Consider the following 21,848-nt stretch of genomic DNA (forward strand, 5'->3'; position numbering starts at 1 on the left):
AAATTTGGGGTGCAGTTCATAAAGGAGACCGGTTTTTGTTATTTTTTATACTTTTTGATGTGGCGGTGCAGCCTGTAATACCTGATCGCATTGGCGAAATCGAAGGTAGCCACAAGCATGGTGATCAAGGTCCAGATCCCGGTGACACCATATTCATTGGAATAATGAATGGCGAGCCAGGTGAAAAGGACACCCATGACGGTATATAAACCGCTCATAAAAAATGGTGATGTTCTCATTAGAAAAGTCCCCCAATAATCATCTGCATTTTCTCCGCTTTATCCTGCAGCTCATTGATCTTATCAGCAAAAACCACTTGTACGAGCATGACGAGTGTATTCATGGAGACATGGGCGACAATGGGAACGAGCAAACGTTTTGTCCGTACATACAGGAATGCAAATACAAAGCCCATGGCTGTATAAACGAGCAAATGGGTGAAATCAAAGTGAACCGCTGCGAAAATCAAAGAGCTGATCAGAGCTGCGATCACAAAGTTAAACCGTTTATACAGACTGCCGAAAATAATTTTTCGGAATATGATCTCTTCCAGGATCGGGCCTGCAATGGAGGTCACGACCATGAAGTAAGGAGTTAGTTTCGCGATCTTAACGAGCATTTGAGTATTTTCAGACCCTGGCTTAATGCCAAGGAGATTTATTTCAATCAATCCTGCAACGATCTGCGCACCATAAGCCATGAAGATTCCGATAATGGCCCAGCCGACAGCGGATGAACGGGATACGCGCCCCCCTCGTACAGACGGGTCCTTCATGTCGGGGATGAGGAGAAGAAGAATGATTAACAGAGCTGTGAGAAAGCTGATGGTTCCCCAGAGTCCGGCCCAATGATCCCTTGGAACACCAAGAGAATTCAAGAGGGGATAGCCGACATAGCCTGACAGCTGCATCAGTACATAAGTGAGTACAATCCATAAGTAACGCTTGGTCAATGTATATAACTCCTTTAGTTAAGTTCGGTATGGTCATGTCTTCAGCATTCCCATGTATCTCCTTATTCTAACATAGATTGCTTGAAAACATGGCATGAGACCCCTTTCATAAATTTTTCGAAAATCTGTTAGGTCTGTACTTGCAAAGTGGAAAAAAATTATTTATTATAGGAAATGGAGTTAGCACTCGGTAAATTAGAGTGCTAATAAAATTAAACTTTCTATTTATTTTGAGGAGGGTGTTTCACTTGTTAAAGCCACTAGGTGATCGTATTGTGATTGAGCTTGTAGAAGGTGAAGAAAAAACTGCAAGCGGAATCGTTTTACCAGACTCTGCAAAGGAAAAGCCGCAAGAAGGCAAGGTTGTTGCAGTAGGTACAGGCCGCGTAACTGAGCAAGGAGAACGCGTAGCGCTAGAAGTCTCTGAAGGAGATTCTATCATCTTTTCAAAATACGCAGGAACAGAAGTGAAGTATCAAGGAAAAGAGTACCTTATTCTTCGTGAAACAGACGTATTGGCTGTCATCGGCTAATCGCAAACCTACAAATTGAATAGCTACTACATAACAGCTTTTTAAAAAGCTGAATCAACAGCTTTAAAAAAGGCTGATTCAGTAGCTTTAACGTAATTAATCAAAAAAACTTTAATCTTTATAGGAGGGTTTTACACATGGCTAAAGACATTAAGTTCAGTGAAGACGCTCGTCGCGCAATGCTTCGCGGTGTAGATGCACTTGCAAATGCAGTAAAAGTAACGCTTGGACCAAAAGGGCGCAACGTCGTTCTTGAGAAAAAATTCGGTTCACCACTCATCACTAACGATGGTGTAACGATCGCGAAAGAAATCGAACTAGAAGATGCTTTCGAAAACATGGGTGCGAAATTGGTTGCTGAAGTAGCAAGCAAAACAAACGATGTTGCCGGTGACGGAACAACAACAGCGACTGTTCTTGCTCAAGCAATGATCCGTGAAGGATTGAAAAACGTAACTTCCGGCGCTAACCCAATGGTTCTTCGCAAAGGAATCGAAAAAGCTACAGCAGTAGCAGTGGAAGAGTTGAAAAAGATCTCCAAGCCGATCGAAGGCAAAGAGTCTATCGCTCAAGTTGCTGCCATCTCTGCAGCTGACGATGAAGTAGGACAATTGATCGCTGAAGCTATGGAGCGCGTTGGAAACGACGGCGTTATCACGATCGAGGAATCTAAAGGATTCACAACTGAGCTTGAAGTGGTTGAAGGTATGCAGTTCGACCGCGGATATGCATCTCCATACATGGTAACCAACTCTGACAAAATGGAAGCGGTTCTTGAGAATCCTTACATCTTGATCACAGACAAAAAGATCACAAACATCCAGGAGATCCTTCCTGTATTAGAGCAAGTCGTTCAACAAGGCAAGCCATTATTGCTTGTTGCTGAAGATGTTGAAGGTGAAGCTCTTGCTACATTAGTAGTGAACAAACTTCGTGGAACATTCAACGCAGTTGCTGTTAAAGCTCCTGGCTTCGGTGACCGCCGTAAAGCTATGCTTGAAGACATCGCGATCCTTACTGGCGGTGAAGTCATCACTGAAGAGCTAGGACTTGACCTTAAGTCTGCAAACATCAGCCAGCTAGGAACAGCTTCTAAAGTTGTAGTAACAAAAGAAAACACAACTATCGTTGAAGGTGCTGGCGAGTCTGACAAAATTGCAGGCCGCGTAACACAAATCCGTTCTCAATTAGAAGAAACAACTTCTGAGTTCGATAAAGAAAAACTTCAAGAGCGTTTGGCTAAATTAGCTGGTGGAGTAGCTGTAATCAAAGTTGGTGCAGCTACAGAAACTGAGTTGAAAGAGCGTAAACTTCGCATTGAAGATGCCCTTAACTCTACGCGTGCAGCAGTAGAAGAAGGTATCGTATCCGGTGGTGGTACAGCATTAGTGAACGTCGTTCGTGCACTTGCAGCTGTTGAAACAACTGGTGACGAAGCAACTGGTGTGAAAATCGTTCTTCGCGCATTGGAAGAGCCAGTTCGCCAAATCGCACACAACGCAGGCCTTGAAGGATCTGTTGTCGTTGAGCGCTTGAAAAACGAAGAAATCGGAATTGGATTCAACGCTGCTACTGGCGAATGGGTAAACATGTTCGAATCCGGTATCGTTGACCCAACGAAAGTAACTCGTTCTGCCCTTCAAAACGCAGCATCCGTATCAGCGATGTTCCTAACAACAGAAGCTGTTATCGCTGACAAGCCAGAAGAAAACGCTGGCGGCGCTGGAATGCCTGACATGGGCGGCATGGGCATGGGCGGAATGGGCGGCATGATGTAATTCAACGCTCGAAAACCTTGTTATATCAGGGCTCAAGCGTGTTACATTAGGTCTTTCACCTAAAAAAATAACAATTTAATAACATTTATTTAAGAAATCCCGAAATTAAGGATGTTTCCAAAAGATTGCATAACTTTTGTGAAGCATCCTTTTTTGCTTTTCCGTTTTAATTTCTAATGGAGTAACGTCAGAAATTATAGCGAGGACAATGTGTAGGTATTGAATTGAAAGTTAATTGGCTAATTTTTTTATTTGGATTTTACCATATATTGTGAGTTGTGTATGCTAAAATAGCATTATAAAAATAAAAATGAGGGATGATATGTTTAAAGGGAATATAGACAAAATCATAGGATTTCTATTAATAGGTTTACTAACGTTTAACTTTTTTTACTTAATACATATAGGTAGTACTATTAGCCATAGGTCTGAACAATTTGATAAGAAAATTGTTGAACTTAATACTCAAATTCAAAATGTTAATAAAACGAAAGACGTCCGAGACAAAAAAGATAATGAAGCAATTGATTTTCTTAAAGAGGAATACTCTAATTATAGGGATTTTGCAAACAGCGATAGAGAAGGTTTTTTCAATTTAGTCAGTTTGTTCTTTGTTGCCTTAGGAGTCTTGGTAACAGGAGGCACTATTGTTTTATACTGGATATTTGGACAAACTAAAACAGAGGTAAAAGAAAACGCTAAATTAACAATAAGAGCTTCAATAGATGAAATTGAACAAGATGCGAAAGATAAGATCAAAAGTTTAATTGATCCTAAGATAGAAGACTATGAGAAAAAATATAAAGAATTAGAGAGATTTATAGAGAATCAGCATTCTCTTCGAAAGAGCAGGGTGTTGGTATTATGTCCTGATAGTAAGAAAGAAGAAATGGAAAAACTTGAAGTCATGAGAATACGTGGAATAGTAGGGGAAGCTCAGTTAATGGATTTAAATGATTTTGAAGCTTTCAAGCAAAAGGTAATAAATGGGGAAGTTGACATTGTTGTTTATAGATACGAAAAAAATAATGGTCAACATCAGGAGGGGTCAGTAAGAAAGTACATTCAATTGCTAAAAGATTTGGACCTAGAAATTCCAGTGGTTATATACGCAAAATTTAATAATAAAGTAGAAGGGGAAGATTCAGTAACGATAAACTCTTATCCTTTTTCAGTAATTGCAAATTTACCAACAAGTCTTACCAGCAATATGATATCTTTAGCAAATGTTTTATCATACGAGAGGAGATAATAATATGACGGTTACGGAATATCTTGAATCATTACTTGAGGGAGAAAAAATTAATGACAAAGATAAAGAAGAAATTGTGAAAAATAGAGAAGAAGTGGAAAAAGCAATAAGGGAAAAATTCGGAGAGGAAGTAAAAACAGTAAAATATTCAGGTTCGATAGCGAAGCATACCGCAATTAATTCAAGCAAAGATTTAGATCTTGCTGTTCACTTTAAACATGATTCCTTTTCATTAAGTGAAATGTACGAATCTGTCTTTGATTTTTTAAATGAGAACTACAATGTTAGAGAACAGAAAGTTTCTATAGGTCTTCCAGATCTTAATGTGGATGTAGTTCCTGGTCGCAGAATAGATAAGGAAGACGATAGTAATAATGATGTATTCTTATATCGTTCAGATGATGATAGTCGCATAAAAACCAATATTGAAAAGCATAAGTCACACATTACTAATAGTGGATGTCGTAATGAAATAAAACTTATGAAGATTTGGAAAAACAAATGGAATGTGAAGTTTAAATCATTTGCAGTGGAATTGTTAGTTATACAAGCATTAAATGGTTCATCTAAGATTATCTTAAAAGATCGAATAAAGGAAGTGTTAGATTATATACTTGAAAATGTTGAGGAAATAAATCTTATAGATCCCGCTAATTCAAACAACAACGTTGCTGATATTATCGAGGATTATAAAAAAATGTTCCTTAAAACAACTGCTTCAACCTGTTTAAGCTATTTAGAAAATGTGAACGGTGACCAAGATAGTCAATTATCAGCATGGAAAAAGGTTTTTAATGATTTTTCTGGAGGGGGAAGTAATTCTTATACAGGTATTGGAGTTGTAACAAGGAACACTGCAGATTGGGGGAGGCAACCAGATAGAAGACATGGATAAAATAAAGTTATGGTATGAGGAAATGCCTGAGATTTTTGAAAATGAGAAGAAAATTCTTGAATCAAGGGGTTTCTCCTTAAATAAAAACAATAATACTATTGAATTTGTAGGCATTTCATCAGTTCTAAAAGAGTATCCATTGAGGATAATCTATCCCGATGGATACCCTTCATTTCCTCCCACTGTATTCAGTGATGTTCAGGATGATTTAGTTCTAATTAGGCATCAGACAAAACTAAATAAGGTACTATGTTGTTTTGGTTTTTCATCAGAAAGATGGAGGGCAGACTTTACTGCAAGAGAGGTTCTACAAGAGGCAGAGGAATTGATAACACATTTCTCTCCTTTGACATATGATAAAGATTTTGTTTTGAACAGTGATATTGTACCAGAGCCAAGAGTTAATCAATATGATTATACCTCTGGTGGCCTTTTAATACCTACTCCATTTGGTGATTTTTCTTTTAATGATTTAGATGTTATTAATGAGGGTACTATTAGGTATCCAAATAACAAAACTAAACGGGGGATAGTATCATCTATTAAAGTATCTGGTAGTATTTTGGTGGCAGATAAAGGCTATGAACATTGGTTTGGTGGTTCGACAATATACAAAACATATATCTTTAAAGTAGATAGCCCACCACCATTAACCACAACAAAAATTTCTGAGTGGTTAAAAGAAAAAAACATACCCTATAACCATAAAAAGAACCAATTTTTGATTTTTGTATTTAAAGATGAATGGGGACATAAAGGTAATATGCGTATGGCATGGGTAGCCTTAAAAATCACCCAAGGGCAGGCTCAATGGATACGTTGTTACTTAGTAAGTAGTGATGACATTAATATTCGTACACCATATGGAAGTAAGCTGAGTGATAAACGTGTAATGGTTGTAGGAGTTGGATCATTAGGGTCAATTGTATCAACGACCCTAGCACAAGAAGGGATTGGGAAATTTCATTTATTCGATTTCGATATTTATGAACCCGCTAATACAATAAGGCATCAAGTAAGGCAAAGTTTATTTGCCTTACCCAAGGTTGACGGAGTTGCCGAACGTATATTGGAAATGACGCCAAAAGCTGATATCTCTATATATAGAATGGCAATTGGAAGTGGTAAGGATCAAAAAGGATATCAGAAGTTCATAGACATATTGAAAAATTCCGATGTTGTAATTGATACTACTGGAGAACATAGTGTATCTCACTTGTTAAACCGATTATGTGTTCAATATAAGGTTCCTTTAGTGGTTGGTTCTGTTACAAACGGGGCGTGGAGTTGTGAAATTGTTAAATATATACCTAATTATTCGGGTTGTTGGGGATGTTGGAATCAAAACTTTGGGCATATGTATCCGCCAAGTTCTCCTAAAGGTCAAATTCAATTTGCACCAGGTTGTGACCAACCAACTTTTACAGGGGGCATTTCAAGTATAAATATTGCAGGAGGGTTAGTATCACAAGCTATAATTGATATTTTATTAAACGTTGAGTTAGATGATAAACAATATATTGTATGGAGTGAAAGAGATAAAGAAGGAAACCGTCTTTATAGTATTGACTATAAGACTAACCCTGTTCTTAAGGATTGTGTTTTATGTAATGAAGATAAATAGAGTGTTTTTTACAGAAAATTGTTTGTCAAACATAAATAAAATAACCGATGAACATATAATTAAAACTGAGATAGGTGGATGTCTCGTAGGATACCAAGTAGGTGATAGTTTAATTGTTACACATGCTTCAGGTGCAGGTGAAAATTCGAAAATGGATTATGACTATATTGAAATTGATGGTGACTATACAACAAGGTATTGTAATCATTTGAATGAACTATCAAATCATAGATTATATTTTCTTGGTGATTGGCATACACACCTATCTGATAATCTAAGTCCAAGTATGAGAGATCTTAAAGCTATAAAAGGTCTATCTAAATTCATACCCATTGAGTATAGGGATACTCTAATAACTATGATAATTAACCATTTTAATACAAAATACTTTAAGGTATATTGTTTGGATAACAATGAAGAAATAAAACAAGTTACATGTTCTGTAATCCAAAATCCCACATGGATAGAGGACTTCATTTAGCCCAAATAAACATTTTTAAAATTAAAATTAACAACCTACAGAAGGTAATCTTGATCTGATCATGATTATTAAGCAAATTGTAACAAAAAGAAAATGTTTTTAGTAAAGCAAAGGGCAGCATTCTGATAAGATTTCTTCCATAAACCGGGGCGATAATGTATTGAAAATTCCAATTTCTCATTTATCAACAACTGAGAAATTGGAATTTCATTTTTAGACACTGAAATCTAGGATGTTTGCAAAAGTAGTACGTATTTTTTGTGAAGCATCCTCTTTCATTTTTTCAGTGACATGGGTGTAAATTTTCATTGTTGTTTTCATATCATCATGACCTACTCTTTTCATTATAGTAGCAATGTCCACACCAGCTTCTGTTAGCATACTTATATGGGTGTGACGGAAAATATGTGGAGTTGCATGTTTCTTTATGGAGGTCTTCTCTAAAAGACGTTCCATTCTGATTAGAATATTTTTTTGAATGAAAGGGTAGCCGTTTTCTCTACAAAAAATAAAGTTCTCGTCATGATAATCCTTATGTTCATGGCGATGAGCCATTTTCAATTTACCCTGGTGCTTTTTGTAATCCTTTAACATGTGAATAATTTCTATGTCCATATTAAAAGTTCTAATGGATCCTTTAGTCTTAGGTGGTGTCAATTCATATTTACGCATGTTGTTATCTTCATTGTATAAGGTTTTGGAAATGCGAACTTCTCTTGTATCAAAATTAATGTCAGACCATTTTAAAGCACACAGCTCACCTGATCTCATACCAGAGAAAGCCAGTACATAAAAAATTTCTAAATCGAGCGTCAGACCATGTTCTCTAACTGTCATAAGAAACTCAGTTAACTCATTTCTTTCTAGATACTTTTCTTCGATATTGTTCTTTTCAATATCTTCTATAGTCAATCTCTTTTGAGGTACCACTGCTCCAATAGTAGGACTATCCTTTAATAACTTCTCTTTAATTGCATATTTAAAAATCATTCCTGCGGTTGTATGAACACCACTAATTGTTGTCCGAGCATATTCCTTGTCCGTAAGATCATTTAAGATCTTTTGATACATCTTAGAAGATATTTTAGAGATATTGACCTTGGCGATATAACGTAGTAGGATTTTTATTTCTTTTTCCCTTATCCTTATTGTGCTTCGTTTTACGCCTGTCCGTGTATAGGCATCGAGCCACTCATAAGCAAGTTTATCAAATGGTGTACATTTAACTTTTGTTTCATCAATACCGTCTTCTTGTAACTTTCTTAGAGCATCAAGGACTCGTTTTTCTGCTTCTTTTTTGGTTATACCTCTACGTGCAATCTGCTTTCTTTCTCCCGTAACTGGATCACGAGGACCATCGGCAACACAAAGCCATTTTTTACCCTTGATCAATTCTTTGAAATACATAAGCACACTCCTAACTTAAAATAAATGAAGTTTTTCTTTCATTAGGTAATAACTTCAAAACCTCTTCAATATCAGGTAACTGAATAATAAGCTGACTAACTTCCCAAGGTTCTACACCATGTTTTAGAATCCTTTGTTTAATTTTACTTAGATTCAATCCTAATCTGCTAATTTGTAGAATATTAGTTAATAAATCTTCGATATTAATAGAAGCGCTTAGTATGGAATCGTCAAAATAATCACGATCATAGTATTCAAATGGTGCAATTACTTCGAAATAATATGTCTCCTGTTCCCATGGTATTTCGTATGGTCTAAAAGTTAGGACATACCAGAAAGGTACTAAACTTCCATCAACATAGTCGTAATAAACTCGTTGCTTTGGCATATTCCTCAAACTCCTTGCAACTCTTTTTTAGCTTTTATTTGTTTATTAAGCTTGTCCAATATTAGTTTAGTTTCATTAGACCAATTATCGGGATTGGATTTTGGATACATTAAGTTCATTCGTTTTCTAAACTCTTGGTCAGATTTAGATTGCTGTATCTGATTTCTAAAATGAATAAGTCTCTTATTTGCAAACTCTTTTGTAACTTTGAACTCCTTGGTTACAAAAGGAATACCATCTTGTATATTAAAATAATTAGCAATTTTATATTTTAGTAACATAAATGTTGGTACACAGAAGTGAAGCGCAAAGTTTTCTGCCTTTGCCTCTTGTATATCCAAAAAGGGATTACGCATTAGTAATAACTGGTTACCATCCTGCCTTAATAAGTGACATAGTTCATGGGCAAAATCTTGCCATTGCTCTTGTCGAGATAATCTGCAATCAATTATAATTTCTCCATTATATACACGACTAGAAAATCCCTCGAAGTGAATAAAAATACCTAAGCGATCTGCAATGTCTAACAGGTCTAGTTGGTCAGAAAAATAGACATCGATATTGAAATAAAATTCTTTAATCCAGTCTTCTAATAAAGTTGTTTGATACTTCATTAGCTAACCCTCCTTAAAGAACGTATGTTCGTTTTTGAGTTATAAAGAAAAGCTCTAAAACTAGAGCTTTATTTCTTTTTATCTCTCTCTTTAATAAATTCCCAAAAGCGAATTAGCTCTTCGATTTTCTCTTCGGGAGCATCCTTTAAATCTTTAAAAAAAATTTGAGTTTTAGGATTAAGGAATTCTTTCCACATCTCATCAGGGGAATGTGTATTTTCATTTCCTGTTATTAAGTAGTCAATGGATACCTCAAACAAACAAGATAATTTTTTCAAGGAATCAAAATCGGGTTGAGCATTTTCTTTCTCATACTTGCCGTAAGCTTGGCGAGTTATTCCTAAGTAATTTGCCACATCTTGCTGAGACATCTTTTTATTTGACCTAAGTTTTTTTAATCTATCAGAAAACATAAAATTATCCCCATTTCAGAACCATCATTGCTAAATATTATATAGCAACGAATAGTTGCTTTCTATAAAAGAAACAAAAAGTTGCATAAAAGGGTTGACAGCAACTTTTTGTTGCGTATAATGATAAATATAAAGCAACCTATAGTTGCGAAGGAGGTGAATAAATGACTGGTCAAGAACTTCAAAAGTTGTTAACTAAGAAGAGAATTAAGTTAGGTTATACACATCAAGAAGTTGCTGATTTATTAGGGAAAGGTATCACTAGGCAATATTATAGCATGATTGAAAAGGGGGAACGTCGACCTTCTGTAAATGTAGCAAAAAAACTTGGTGAACTTCTTGGAATAAAATGGACCATTTTTTTTGAATGATAATGCAACTTTTAGTTGCTTTTAGGTATGATTGGATAAGGGAGATGGTTGGAATGGTCAAATTAGATTTAGTATTCGATGATCAATCAATTAATACACTCGCACAGAAAATTGCTGATCGGTCTATTGAAATAATAACTGATCGAATGAGTTCATTGAGTAATGATCTTCCACATGTATTAACTAGAACAGAGGCAATGGAAGTACTTAGATGTGGTCCTACAAAAATGTCTGAATTATTCGCTCGACCTGACTTTCCAGTAGTTGATGAATTTGGTAAAAAAATTCCGACACATATGCTATTTAAATGGATCGAAAAAAATACACGATGGATGGAAGACAACACTAAATATTTTAAAAAAGGTGGTATTGCTTAAATTGTATGTAGGTTAAATGAAGTAAGGGGAGATTTGAATTATAAAGACTCTTTTTAAGCTGTTTCTTGATGCAAGGTTTTTTTTCTGAAAAGGCTCTTTGAAAACTACATATAACAAAGAAAGCGAATTTGACAAAAATATCAAAACGCTATTTAAAAGACTAGACACCTTTATTATATAGCAATTTTGCTAAAAAGTCATTCGTTAGTATTGCGTGAATACAGTTATCACTTTCTAAACACTGTAGCAGGCTAGAAAAAGCGTGCGGAATAGCTGTATACAGCTTGATGGCTATAAATCGCCTACTAGGTTGCCATGAGGGGTTATGGACCAAGAGCGACTGATAAGCGCCATGACGGAATCAAAACCAGAGCGAGTAAACAATAAAATATGTTTGTTATGGATTGAAAAAAAATAAAATGAAATGGGGAATAAAAATGGAATTGAAATACATCGTACCTGACAAAGAAAAGACTTTTGGAGCAATGAATTTCTTAGGATATAACCGTGACCGTTTTCAATATGATCGTGTTAATAATCGCCGTACAGATATTTTGGAAGCCCGTGTTTACAACCTTGGTTCAAGTGGTCAAGGTGGCCAAATTGAAGTAACTATTCCTGGTGATGTTGAATTGAAGGAATTAGATTTTAATGAACCTGTTGAATTAGTGAACCCTATGATAACTTCTTCTGCTCAAGCTAATGGGAATTTTGCGACTGTTCGTTGGACAGTAACTGCGGATGATATTGTTCCATTAAAATCACGTTCAGCAAATACTGGTTCAAATTCTGCTTCCAAAATTCTTAATCCATCTGGTGATGATAAAAAGTAAGAGAGTATAGATAGCTGTGAAAGGAGGAATCATGATCTTTCAATTTTTTAAAAATAAATTGTGGAAATATAGAGGATCTAGGATTAGGCCACGAATGAGGAATTCTATAAAAAGAGTGGGCGCTTTTATATTTGCGTCTACTTTTTTTATATCAATGTTTATCTTTTGGAAAGATCATTTGTTGTATTCCAAAATACTTGAGATTATAGAAGTATTTAACTGGAATGTTCCTTTGGTTTTAAAAAGCGTTATGTTCTCTATTTTGATAGGTATAGGGACTGTTGTTGTAGCTTATTTTCTTTTTTATGAATGCTTTAAGAAATTGCTTCACAAACAAAAAATTGCACGAATGATTTTTTCTAACAAGTTTTACGAAAAAGAAAATATAAAAGTGAAGAAGCTTTTTTCGGATGAAACATATTTGAAAGAAAAAATAACGTATTTCCCTAGAATGTATTATAGGGTGAAGAATAATTACATTTATATTCGTATTGGCATGGACATGAGCCGTTTTCAAAATCGTTTTCTGGACTTAGGAAAGGATTTAGAGAACGGCTTGTTTTGTGACCTTGTTGATCAGGAAATGGAGGAAGGTTATGTCTGCTTTAAATTGCTGTACGACGTTCGTAAAAACCGTATTTCGATTGATGAGGCAGTAGCTGAGAATGGGAGTTTCCGTTTGATGAAGCATATTTCATGGCATTTTGATAAGTTGCCCCATATGTTAATTGCCGGAGGAACTGGCGGAGGAAAAACTTATTTCATACTGACAGTAATTAAAGCCTGCATTGGTGTTGGTGCAGAGGTGAGAATATTAGATCCCAAGCATGCAGATTTAGCTGACTTGGAAGAAGTGCTTCCAGGAAAGGTTTTTTCAAAAAAGAACGGCATTCTAATGTGTTTGAGGAAGTCGGTTGATAGCATGATGCAAAGAATGGATGAAATGAAGAAGATGCCGAATTACAAGACGGGTGTAAACTATGCCTATTTAGGCTTAGAGCCTGTTTTCATTTTCTTTGATGAGTATGTCGCATTTATGGACTTACTGGACATGAAAGAGAGAAATGAAGCCTTATCCTACATGAAACAATTAGTCATGCTGGGAAGGCAGGCCGGTTACTTTCTAGTTTTAGGGGCGCAGCGTCCAGATGCAAAATATTTGGCTGACGGTATTCGTGATCAATTTAGTTTTCGGATTTCACTAGGATTAATGTCTGAAACAGGTTACGGGATGATGTTTGGTGATTGTGATAAAGCATTCGTCAATAAAAAAGTGACAGGGCGAGGTTATGGAGACATGGGAACAGGAACTGTATTCGAATTTTACAGTCCTTTTGTGCCTAAGGGATATGATTTCATGCGAGCGATTGAAAACGAGCTGGTGGGAGTGCAGGGAGCGCAGGCGACGGCAGTCGCCAGCGGCAGCGAAAGCGACCAAGCGGAACCAGCAGAAGGAGTGAGCGTTAGCGAATGACTGAACTACAAAAACCCCCCCATGCTAACAGGGGGGTAGTAATCGTAAAAGAAGATGAAGAAAATATTGAAAAGCCTTTAATATCAATGGTTGACTATATTCGAGTTACTTTTAAAACACACGATATTGATTATATTCTTGAAAACGTGGTTCATCTAAGAAAAGATTACATGACTGAAAAGTCATCCGGTTTTTACGGTTACATTGGAACATTTGAGTTAGATCAAATTAAAGTCTTTTATTCAGCGCTTGACGATAACAGAGGTATTCTTGTAGAAATGTCAGGTAAAGGTTGCCGCCAATTTGAATCTTTTTTGAAATGTCGTAAAAAAACATGGTTTGATTTTTTTCAAGACTGTATAGAAAACAAGGGTACTTTTACACGCTTCGATTTAGCGATTGATGATAAAAGAACGTATTTCTCTATTCCTGAATTGTTGAAAAAAGCCCAAAAGAGCGAATGTATTTCTAGGTTCAGAAAATCCGATTTTAATGGCTCTTTTGATTTAGTCGATGGCGGGTTAGGGGGAACAACCATTTATTTTGGGTCTAAAAAATCAGAAGCGTATCTTTGTTTCTATGAAAAGAACCATGAGCAGTCAGAAAAATATAATATTCCACTGGAAGAGATCGGCGAATGGAACCGTTATGAGTTACGCTTGAAAAATGATAGAGCACAAGTTGCTGTGAAGGCTTTAATCACTCAAAAGAATTTAACGTATATCGCTTTAAAGATCATAAATAATTACGTAAGGTTCGTTGATGCTGACGAAAACATCACAAGAGAGCATTGGAAAACGAGCCCTTTTTGGTCTGAATTTATAGGCGACGTTGAAAAATTGAGTTTGTATACAAAACCTGATGCAGACTTTTACAGGAAGTCAAGAAACTGGCTTCAAAATTCATGTGCGCCAACCATGAAAATGGTGTTAGAAGTGGATAAACATTTAGGTTCTACTGATCTATCAGACATGATCTTGAAGGCTGAAATGTCAGATAAACAAGAAAAAATGTTAGAGGTTTTCTTGGCTGAAATCACTGATATGGTGGTTTGAAAGTTTTGAAAAGTAGGAGAGTTAACTTTATCTGTTTTAGTCTTTCCTTGTTTTAGGGTGGAGGATGGCTGGGGTGTGGGGGTTAGCCCTCGCATAGCGTGAATGAATATAGATAAAGGGCCATTCTATGAACGGTAGCTCTGGCGGTTCGGTGGGTATAATAAATTGAGTAAGTCGACTACCTCAACTCCTCGTTTTAGGTACGTCGGCTTGGCGACAATTTAGCACCTACCGAATTTCGGAAAGCAAGGGGAAAAGAGTGGAGATTTTTTAGAGCGATAGCGTTCCGGAGGACGAAAAAATACTACTCGGCCCTTGCTTGGAGAAAAGCTTAAGGTCATGAAAGGGGAGATTGTATGTTCTATGTAAATATAATTAATCGTGCATACCTTGAAAGTGAATTAGGGCGTTATGGGCTTATGGATTTAGCAGAAGAATTAATTGAGAGAGTAATAGAATATGTATCCCAATATGATGTATATGAAAGAATACTTATTGATGTTGATTCTGTTGTGCATGATGTTCTTAAGAAGGTGCATGCCCAATTTAATATTCTTGAAAATGAGGGTGAGGAAGGACAGATGAAACTTGTTGAATTTGAGACGTTAACCCTTTCAGAATAAAGTGAATGGTGGTGTTTAAACTCTATGACTGCTATTGACAGCGAGTTTAAACGACTAGGTTTCAATGTTGGCATTTCGTTGAAAGTATTTGTCAGAAGTATAAGTAAAGACTGTATCTTGGTGGTCGAAGGCTCCAGATTAAAAGGATTTTCAGAATATCGTTATACGTTTTATAAAACAAAGCATTTGCCAGATGGTCGAATGACGAGTCTAAAAGTTTATATGGAGAATGAAAGTATAAGAAGGGTGTTACCATATGTAGCATCCTTTTTGTCATTCTTAGAAAGAATCAAACAGATTAAAAAGAAGGAGTGTGAAAAAGTTGCTTCAAAAGAATGAGTCTGAAAAAAAAGAAGAATCTTTCCTTCACGCTGTTCATCAAAAAATAAAGCGAGTAAAAAGGCCAGGAAGAGCAAAGAAAGTAGTACCTAGAGATCGCTCGAAAATGGTTGCAGTGACATTATGGGCCTTACTTTCTTCTCTTCTAATATTTTCTCTTTTGGCTTTTCTACTTTCTGTGAATACACGCTCAGTTATAAATGAAGTAAGAAGAGATTTTAATAAGCCGACAGAAGATGAACAAATACAAATGTCAGTTACAGCAGCTGACAATTTTTTATCAGGGTTTATTCATGAATATGTCAATGTGAAAAACGATATGGATTCCATTGAACAAAGGAAAGAGAAGTTGGAAAGTTATATGGTTACTAAGGTTGATAGAAGTTTTGAAGATGAAAGGAGGTATGATCTAACTGGACTAAAAGGAAATCGTATATTGAATGAATACAACTTGTATAACGTCAAGAAAGAAAAAGGTTATAACCTTTTTCAATATAAGGTGAACTATACTAATCAGTTTCCAGTGGAAAAAGAAGTGGAGAAAACGGTGAAGGATGGAAAGAAGGAAAAGAAAGTGAAAGAAAAGGTTATGGAGATGCAAGAAGCAGAAAAACAACTATTATTGAATATTCCTGTAGCGTATAAAGGAGATGCATTTGCGGTTACTGCTGTTCCATATTTCACACGGATTTATGATTTAAAAGGAAAAATAATCTCTTATAAAAAGGAGCATACGAGGGAGGAATATACCGGCTCGAAAAAAGAGTCTATCGAAAAGTTCTTGCATTCCTTCTTTGAGAAATATGCCTCCCAAATGAAAGAAGATATGGTTTATATGATGAAAAAGCCAGAATCATTACAAGACAGTTTGTCTTTCGGTTATGTAGAGAATGTGAAAATCTTCGAAACGAAAAAAGGCTTTGAAGTTTCTTGTGATGTGGAGTTTAAAGAAAAAGAGAATGAGATTCCAGTAAAAGAACCCTTCACATTAGAACTGACGGAAACTAGCGGGCAGTTTTATGTAAAAGATCTTAAACATCAATAAGGAGGGGAAAAAATGGATCTATTGGTTATTTTAAATGCTACTAACCTGCCTGATTTAAGTGGTGTCGAAACTTGGGGTAAAACGGTTGTTGTACAGTTTATTACCATTGTTGTTATGTTTATTGCTGCTAAACATGTAATGAAACTGAAATTAGGTGGCGTTCTTACAGTATGCTGTGTTGGAGGTGCTGTTACTTGGATTATTCAGCACTGGTCTAAATTTTCGGGATGGATTGAGGGTTTCATGAATGGTATGTAGGAGGACGATATGATGGGTCGCTTCGTCTTTAATTATCGTAAGGCAATGAGAGAACCGAAAAAAATTCGACAATTAACGGAACATTATTCCTTGCCTTTCTCGATTGAGCTAATACCTGCGCTGAACTATTTTATTTTTGTTGGACTTTGTTTTGGCTTTTGGTATGGTGTGAGGATGGTATTTCCTAATGCTTTTGATAAAACATTTATTCTTGTGATATTTGGGATTCCATTGCTTTTTACAATCTTGGTTACAAAAATAAAACCAGAAGGAAAAAATATTTATTTATACTTTTTTGATTTGATAAAGTATTATTTCATGATTAAACTTCCTCAAAAAAAGTTTTGTAATGATCGTAAAGTTGAATTTAGTCATGATGAGGAAATTGAATTTCGCAAATTAGTAAAGGTGGTGGGCATTTCGAATGAAAACAAAAACCCCTATGAAAGCTAGACACAAAAATTTATTGTTGACAAGAACGGGAGACATTTGGGCGTATTACCGAGTGAGAAGCAATTCAATACCTATGCAGAATAAAGAAAAGGTGAATTCTTATAAAAAGAGATGGCAACATTTATTCGAAGAAATTACATCTTATGAGGACTTTCATTTGATGATGTATCCAAGTGAATACGAATTAGAAAAGCGATTTAAGGATTTAGAAACTGATATTGCAGAAGATGCCATTGACTTGGCTTGTTACTACAATGAGGAAACAGTAAGGCTATTGCAACAACGATTAGGAAGGTTAACAAAGTATGATTTCATTTTTGGTGTAAAACTGAAAAATAGCCTTGTAAACATCAGTATGGAAGTAAAGGAAAATTTATTATCTCTTTTTAATACGGCGACTGATACAGTCGTCAAAATGCTTGGGTGGGAACAAAACGTTCCCACCTCTTTTTTTGAAAAGTATGAGGAGGTTGAAGAGACATTAGCCAATATTATGGCTTCTGTTTGCGGGGAAAGGCTTTCTGAAAATGAAATGGTGTATATCAACCGTTATCATTTCATTCGTGGTTTAAAGCACCAAACAAAAGAAGAAAGTGAAATGAAAAAGGTTGATTCGATTACAAATACGATTATAGACCCTACAAACCCCTCTGTTTTAAACCTTCATAGTGATCAAGATGAAGGTTATTCGTCATTCGTTATCATTGATGAGTTTCTTCATAACATGGCAGAAAGTGATTTGTTTTATGAAGCCCAATCGTTGCCGTTTCCAGTTGAAATACAAATGAAAGTGCAAGTGGAGTCAAAATCCTTAACAAAAACCGCATTAAATATAAAGAAACAACAATTAAAGGAAGAACAATGGGAACAACATAGCACAGGAGATAGAAGTGACGTGTCAACCGTTACCAGTGCCACAATGGTAAGGCATTTACAAGACGAGATTAAGAAAGAAGAAGTGTTCTTGATGAATTGGCTAGCTGTTATTGTGGTTCATGGAGACACGAAAAAGGAATGTGTTAGGAAGGCTACAATTGTAAGGCGTCATTTGAAAGGGGCTGGAATCACCTGTAGACTTCCTGTTGCTGACCAATTGAATTTGTTTTATAAAATGTTGCCAGGTGAAAAATTAGACATTACGGATAAGAATTGGATTCAAAAAACAACTCAAGATGGGTTGGCTGAATGTTTATTCGCTGTTAATTCTGATGTCGGTTCTAAAATAGGCTTCTTTCTTGGATGGGTGGATCGTTTTACAGAACATACCGATTTAGAGAGTGCAATTTATTCGAGTCGGGATTTTGTGTTATTTCACCCATTTTTAGCAAATCAGCAATTGAAAGGTTCAAAAACACGTTCGCCGCATTGTTTGATTACAGGGGATACAGGAAACGGGAAATCCTATTTGGCTAAATTGATTTTTAATTATATCACTATGCTAAACGTGAAATCCCTTTACATTGACCCCAAAAAAGAGATGCGTAAATGGATTCGACAAGTCTTAAATGATCAAGAAATCCTTAAAAAATTCCCTTTATATATCTCTCATCTAGAGAAATATCACTATATCACTTTAGATCATCAAGATAAACAGAATTGGGGGGCATTGGACCCTATTTCTTTTTTGCCTCCGATGAGAGCGAAAGAATTAATCGAGGTGATTTTTGATCAGATCTACGATTTTAAAGGGAAAGATGATGTAAGTACGGCGTTTCTTAAGGCAACTTCAAATGTGATTGAGCGAAAAGAAAGAGGCGAAAAAGTCGGCTCGCTCCATATCATTAGAGAAATGCAAAATCATGAAGAATTAGCTGTAAGAAAAGCAGGGGATTACTTGAATGAAGTGGCTGCTGATTCAATTTTAAAATTATGTATTCATGACGGTTCTAATCCGGCATTGTCATTAAAAAGACGGGTTACCATTTTAGAAGTAGAAAATATGGATTTACCGGAACAGTCAGAGCGATTCGAAAACTATACAAAATCTCAATTGAAATCAAGTACTGTCATGTTTGCACTAGGCAAGTTTTGTGAACTGTTCGGTATGAATCGAGAGGAACAAACCGTTGAATTTATTGATGAAGCGTGGATATTTACAACATCTCCGCAAGGGAAAAAAGTAGAAAGACAAATGCGTAGGATTGGTCGATCATACAACAATGCAGAATATTTTATTTCGCAGTCAACAAAGGACGCTTTAAAAGAAGAGGATTCAGGAAACTTTGGGGTGGCTTTTGCTTTTGATGAACCAACGGAACGTGAAGAAGTGTTGAAATGGGTGAACATGGAGGTAACAAAAGAAAATATAAAAATGATGGAATCGATGTTCCAAGGGCAATGCTTGTTTAAAGATTATTATGGTCGTACTTCCAAGATTTCAATTGAGTGCCTATTTGAAGAATGGGAAGGCACATTAAAGACTGTTGAGAAAAAAGCAGTGGCATTTGCAGAGGAAGAGTATATATAAGGAGGGGGGTAGTGATGAAAAGAAAAAGGATTCTTTTGCTTTCAGTTGTAATTTTGTTATTGGCTTCATTCATCATGACGGATTCAGTGTTGGCGGCAGAAGGTGATATAACCACTCAACCTAAAAGTGAAAAGGTGGGTGGTGTTGAATTAGAAATAAAGCGATTTCCATTATCTCGTTATCAAGCAAATAACGAGGATTCCGATAGTCATATAAAAGGGGCTTTTGTAGGTTTGACAAACGTCACTTTTTCTTTTGCAGGGAATATTGTACGTGTCGTTGATGCAGGTATGGATACTTTGTATAACCTCCAACCAATTGATAAATTTGCGGATTCGATGACGAATGTAACGAAAACAGTATATAAAACATTAAAAAGTAATTTTGGAGAACTGCTTTTTATTTTTGTTTGTGGCTATATTGTCTATCTATATGTGGTAAGAGGAAGCGCAAAGGAAGCTATGAGACGGAGTACCCTCTTTATTTGTGTGTTGGTTATTGGTGGACTATGGATGTCCAACGCTGGTTATTATATGAAGGCTCTGAATGCATTGTCAATTGAAACACAAGGGAAGTTATTAGTTGCCGGTAATGGATTTGTTGGCATAGTGAAAGATGAGGGGAAATACGTTAATAACTCAAAAATTGAAAAAGGAAAAGAAATGGAAGGTACGGTAGCGATTATGCGTAATGTTTACTTTAATCTGGCATTAAAAAAACCGTACTTAATTGTAAATTATGATGAAACGAGTGAAAAGAAAATAAATAAAAAAGGAAGTGGTGAAAAAGGTGATGTAAATCGAATCGATACACTTCTATCTTATAAATTATCGGATGAAGGTGAAAAGGGAAAACTTGAATACTTAAAGGAATACGAGAAAGGGAAATACGGTAATGAAGCTGTAACTTCTGGAAATGTTTATAACCAGTTAGGTCAATCTATTATCGCAGTGTTGGTAGCTTTTGTCTTGGGCATTCCTTTTCTAGGGTTGGCGTTCCTAAATTTCTTCCTTCAAATCATGGCACTGGCGATTGTGTTTTTTATTCCTTTTGCTTTTATGATTTCGTATATTCCTCAACTTGCCTATTCTGGTTTTGTTACTTTAGGACGGCTTGGGAGTGTTTTTCTTCTTAAAGCAATGTTGGGCATCTTAATTTTGTTTGTATATGTGTTGTGCTTTGTCGTAGATCATTTGATACCCCCGAATGGATTCGGAATGTATCTATTAAATGTCATTGTGTTGTCCGCCATATTGTGGATTGGATTTAAAAAGAGAGATTCCATTATCAAGTTTGTAACGGCAGGAAAAGTGTTATCAATTGATAACAATATGATGGAAAATGTACGAAAAGAAATGGTTCAACCTTCGTGGGAAACGGCGAAGAAAGGTGCGAATACTTTAGGTTCGGGTGTGTCGAATATGTTCAGTCATTTTGCCAAAAGTTTTCGAAATAGGTCGGGAGATGTCGGCTCTGATGATGGTGTTTCAAAGGATGCATCTGCCGGACGCGAATTTGGAATAGATGGCGATGCTGTTACTCTTTCAAGGACACCTCAAAAAGGAGAAACATTAAATAATCCAAATCTAAATGGAAATAAGAAAATTGACCGAAAACCGCAAGGTGATGTTTATCATCCTCAAAGGAAGAAAGAGCTTAGACATGAAGGAACGAAGACGCCTGTTGTGGATACTATTCTTAAAGAAGGAGTGTACCAGGTTACGAGATCGACATGCAGACTGAAAAGGGACGAAAGAACATGATTAGTGGAAAGGAGAGATTTACTTGAAAAAAATCTTTCTGGTATTCTTGTTGTCCCCTGTTATTTGTTTCATGATCATGTGTACTGTTGTTGTCATGATAATGTCTGGGGACAATGAGATAGGAAATGATAAGATAGGCGGAGGTGATGGTGAATATATAACGAACAGTATAAGTCTTGAAGTAGAACGCTTTCGTACTGTTTTTGAAAAATATGCTCGTCAAGAAGGAGTCTATAATCAATTAAATGTCATTATGGCGCTCACCATGCAGGAAAGTGGTGGGCGCTATTTAGATATCATGCAAAGTTCGGAAAGTATTGGTTTACCTCCAAACAGCATTACTGACCCGCAATTATCCATTAAGATTGGTGTGAAATACTTTGCCAGTATGTTAAAACAAGCAGACAATGATGTTCATCTAGCCCTTCAATCGTATAATTGTGTGACACGTTC

23 protein-coding genes and 2 pseudogenes are annotated in these 21,848 nt (G+C 36.0%); 19 read left to right on the forward strand and 6 right to left on the reverse strand.

Annotated features, from left to right (window positions below):
* Positions 1-38 precede the first annotated feature (38 nt).
* Positions 39-239 (reverse strand): YdiK family protein, encoded by a 201-nt coding sequence (locus ABHN01_RS17895; RefSeq protein WP_290401959.1) that lies wholly within the window; start codon positions 237-239, stop codon positions 39-41.
* Entirely contained in the window at positions 239-952 is a 714-nt protein-coding gene (locus ABHN01_RS17900; protein ID WP_429876645.1) for a CPBP family intramembrane glutamic endopeptidase, read from the reverse strand. The genes ABHN01_RS17895 and ABHN01_RS17900 overlap by 1 nt, the downstream gene beginning before the upstream one ends.
* 248 nt (positions 953-1,200) lie before the next feature.
* Here ABHN01_RS17900 and groES point away from each other — a divergent pair, with 248 nt between their 5' ends.
* The 6 genes from groES (at position 1,201) to ABHN01_RS17930 (ending at position 7,515) form a co-directional block, all read left to right on the forward strand.
* Complete coding sequence (groES, locus tag ABHN01_RS17905; RefSeq protein WP_053356067.1) at positions 1,201-1,485, forward strand: co-chaperone GroES; 285 nt, start codon at positions 1,201-1,203, stop codon at positions 1,483-1,485.
* A 137-nt stretch (positions 1,486-1,622) separates the two neighbouring features.
* Positions 1,623-3,263 carry a chaperonin GroEL gene (gene groL, locus ABHN01_RS17910; RefSeq protein ID WP_429876646.1) on the forward strand — a complete coding sequence of 547 codons (1,641 nt, stop codon included), beginning with the start codon at positions 1,623-1,625 and terminating at the stop codon, positions 3,261-3,263.
* A 322-nt stretch (positions 3,264-3,585) separates the two neighbouring features.
* Positions 3,586-4,515, forward strand: coding sequence for a hypothetical protein (locus ABHN01_RS17915; RefSeq protein WP_429876647.1), 930 nt, complete (start codon positions 3,586-3,588; stop codon positions 4,513-4,515).
* A 4-nt stretch (positions 4,516-4,519) separates the two neighbouring features.
* Positions 4,520-5,410: an SMODS domain-containing nucleotidyltransferase gene (locus ABHN01_RS17920; protein ID WP_429876648.1), complete on the forward strand. Its 891-nt coding sequence runs from the start codon at positions 4,520-4,522 to the stop codon at positions 5,408-5,410.
* Entirely contained in the window at positions 5,403-7,034 is a 1,632-nt protein-coding gene (locus ABHN01_RS17925; RefSeq protein WP_429876649.1) for a ThiF family adenylyltransferase, read from the forward strand. Before ABHN01_RS17920 ends, ABHN01_RS17925 begins: the two co-directional genes overlap by 8 nt.
* A complete protein-coding gene (locus ABHN01_RS17930) occupies positions 7,021-7,515 on the forward strand; it encodes a hypothetical protein (protein WP_429876650.1) in 495 nt (164 codons plus the stop codon). The genes ABHN01_RS17925 and ABHN01_RS17930 overlap by 14 nt, the downstream gene beginning before the upstream one ends.
* A 213-nt stretch (positions 7,516-7,728) precedes the next feature.
* Here ABHN01_RS17930 and ABHN01_RS17935 read toward each other — a convergent pair whose 3' ends face one another.
* The 4 genes from ABHN01_RS17935 to ABHN01_RS17950 form a co-directional block, all read right to left on the reverse strand.
* The gene (locus tag ABHN01_RS17935; RefSeq protein WP_429876651.1) at positions 7,729-8,922 is read right to left on the reverse strand and encodes a tyrosine-type recombinase/integrase; all 1,194 of its coding nucleotides are present in this window, start codon (positions 8,920-8,922) and stop codon (positions 7,729-7,731) included.
* 10 nt (positions 8,923-8,932) lie between these two features.
* Positions 8,933-9,310: a hypothetical protein gene (locus ABHN01_RS17940; protein WP_429876652.1), complete on the reverse strand. Its 378-nt coding sequence runs from the start codon at positions 9,308-9,310 to the stop codon at positions 8,933-8,935.
* Positions 9,311-9,315: 5 nt separating this feature from the next.
* On the reverse strand, positions 9,316-9,924 hold the full coding sequence (locus ABHN01_RS17945) for an ImmA/IrrE family metallo-endopeptidase (protein ID WP_429876653.1): 609 nt from the start codon (positions 9,922-9,924) through the stop codon (positions 9,316-9,318).
* Between the two features lie 68 nt (positions 9,925-9,992).
* Positions 9,993-10,337 (reverse strand): helix-turn-helix domain-containing protein, encoded by a 345-nt coding sequence (locus ABHN01_RS17950; RefSeq protein ID WP_429876654.1) that lies wholly within the window; start codon positions 10,335-10,337, stop codon positions 9,993-9,995.
* A 164-nt stretch (positions 10,338-10,501) separates the two neighbouring features.
* Here ABHN01_RS17950 and ABHN01_RS17955 point away from each other — a divergent pair, with 164 nt between their 5' ends.
* From ABHN01_RS17955 to ABHN01_RS18015, 13 genes and pseudogenes are all read left to right on the forward strand, one after another.
* Positions 10,502-10,708 carry a helix-turn-helix transcriptional regulator gene (locus ABHN01_RS17955; protein WP_429876655.1) on the forward strand — a complete coding sequence of 69 codons (207 nt, stop codon included), beginning with the start codon at positions 10,502-10,504 and terminating at the stop codon, positions 10,706-10,708.
* 53 nt (positions 10,709-10,761) lie between these two features.
* A complete protein-coding gene (locus ABHN01_RS17960) occupies positions 10,762-11,085 on the forward strand; it encodes a hypothetical protein (RefSeq protein ID WP_429876656.1) in 324 nt (107 codons plus the stop codon).
* Positions 11,086-11,522: 437 nt separating this feature from the next.
* Positions 11,523-11,918, forward strand: coding sequence for a YdcP family protein (locus tag ABHN01_RS17965; protein WP_429876657.1), 396 nt, complete (start codon positions 11,523-11,525; stop codon positions 11,916-11,918).
* Between the two features lie 31 nt (positions 11,919-11,949).
* Complete coding sequence (locus tag ABHN01_RS17970; RefSeq protein WP_429876658.1) at positions 11,950-13,392, forward strand: ATP-binding protein; 1,443 nt, start codon at positions 11,950-11,952, stop codon at positions 13,390-13,392.
* Positions 13,389-14,447, forward strand: a complete 1,059-nt coding sequence (locus ABHN01_RS17975) for a replication initiation factor domain-containing protein (protein ID WP_429876659.1) — start codon at positions 13,389-13,391, stop codon at positions 14,445-14,447. The genes ABHN01_RS17970 and ABHN01_RS17975 overlap by 4 nt, the downstream gene beginning before the upstream one ends.
* A 356-nt stretch (positions 14,448-14,803) precedes the next feature.
* The gene (locus ABHN01_RS17980; RefSeq protein ID WP_429876660.1) at positions 14,804-15,070 is read left to right on the forward strand and encodes a hypothetical protein; all 267 of its coding nucleotides are present in this window, start codon (positions 14,804-14,806) and stop codon (positions 15,068-15,070) included.
* A 24-nt stretch (positions 15,071-15,094) separates the two neighbouring features.
* On the forward strand, positions 15,095-15,409 hold the full coding sequence (locus ABHN01_RS17985; RefSeq protein ID WP_429876661.1) for a hypothetical protein: 315 nt from the start codon (positions 15,095-15,097) through the stop codon (positions 15,407-15,409).
* On the forward strand, positions 15,393-16,454 hold the full coding sequence (locus ABHN01_RS17990; RefSeq protein WP_429876662.1) for a conjugal transfer protein: 1,062 nt from the start codon (positions 15,393-15,395) through the stop codon (positions 16,452-16,454). The genes ABHN01_RS17985 and ABHN01_RS17990 overlap by 17 nt, the downstream gene beginning before the upstream one ends.
* A gap of 12 nt (positions 16,455-16,466) precedes the next feature.
* On the forward strand, positions 16,467-16,712 hold the full coding sequence (locus tag ABHN01_RS17995; RefSeq protein ID WP_429876663.1) for a hypothetical protein: 246 nt from the start codon (positions 16,467-16,469) through the stop codon (positions 16,710-16,712).
* A gap of 12 nt (positions 16,713-16,724) precedes the next feature.
* A pseudogene (locus tag ABHN01_RS18000) lies at positions 16,725-17,249 on the forward strand (conjugal transfer protein).
* A complete protein-coding gene (locus tag ABHN01_RS18005; protein ID WP_429876664.1) occupies positions 17,239-19,632 on the forward strand; it encodes an ATP-binding protein in 2,394 nt (797 codons plus the stop codon). The pseudogene ABHN01_RS18000 and the gene ABHN01_RS18005 overlap by 11 nt, the downstream one beginning before the upstream one ends.
* 14 nt (positions 19,633-19,646) lie before the next feature.
* Positions 19,647-21,386: pseudogene (locus ABHN01_RS18010) on the forward strand (CD3337/EF1877 family mobilome membrane protein); the annotation flags it as partial.
* A 25-nt stretch (positions 21,387-21,411) separates the two neighbouring features.
* On the forward strand, positions 21,412-21,848 hold a 437-nt coding region (locus tag ABHN01_RS18015), incomplete at its 3' end, for a lysozyme family protein (RefSeq protein WP_429876665.1).

Origin of the sequence: Fictibacillus sp. NRS-1165 (assembly GCF_050468105.1) — a bacterium.
In the GTDB taxonomy this organism is placed as follows: domain Bacteria; phylum Bacillota; class Bacilli; order Bacillales; family Fictibacillaceae; genus Fictibacillus_C; species Fictibacillus_C terrinigri.